This is a genomic window from Alphaproteobacteria bacterium, from assembly GCA_024244705.1.
Lineage (GTDB): Bacteria > Pseudomonadota > Alphaproteobacteria > JAAEOK01 > JAAEOK01 > JAAEOK01.
Genome location: JAAEOK010000021.1, coordinates 1 through 657, shown reverse-complemented (window position 1 = coordinate 657; position 657 = coordinate 1). Strand labels below are relative to the sequence as shown.

General features: G+C 45.1%; 1 protein-coding gene. It reads right to left on the bottom strand.

Annotated features, from left to right (window positions below; translation table 11 throughout):
* Positions 1-657: M1 family metallopeptidase (locus GY791_02020; GenBank protein ID MCP4327199.1), on the bottom strand; the 657-nt coding region annotated here is incomplete at both ends.

Sequence of the window (657 nt, the reverse complement as noted above, 5' to 3'; positions counted from 1 at the left end):
GGATATGAGGAGTGAAGGATAAAGGGAAAACGAATTACCCTCGGACCAAGCAGTGTGAAAGATGGCATTCCATATCCTGTTTCCCAGAAATTTTCTACCAGGGCAAATTTCTTATAGGGATACGGCCCGAGAAGCTTTCTATACATCTCAAGATACTGTGCGGTTGTATCCAGATATTTTTGCGCAAGCGGGGAATCAGGTTGCCTCAAAAATGCCATTGCTTCCACTGCCCCTGCGGCCTGCCCATATTCAATAAATTCAGCGGAAATAAGATACATTTCCTCCTGGGGTTCATCCATTATCCAGGTATCAAACTGGTTGCCTGTGCTAGTATCATGTTTTCTACGCGCACCCTGGCTAACAGAGGCCCAACCTGATGGCAAGGTAACATCCATCCTGAATGTTACCAGTTCATCCACAAAATATGGATACCAGAAGCTGGACCCACTTAAATATATGCCTTCGGAAGAAATAATTCCAGGAGACACACTGAAACTTCGTGCGTACTCTTCGCCATATTCCGTCACTGGATGAAAAACTTCGCCCCCGTATCTGAGTGTGAGTGCACCTGTTCCTGGTGTCAGCTTCAGTTCATATAGCTCAAGCTGAATTGAAACCTGCTGAAGATGAGGATTGTTAATGAAAAATTCTCCTGCT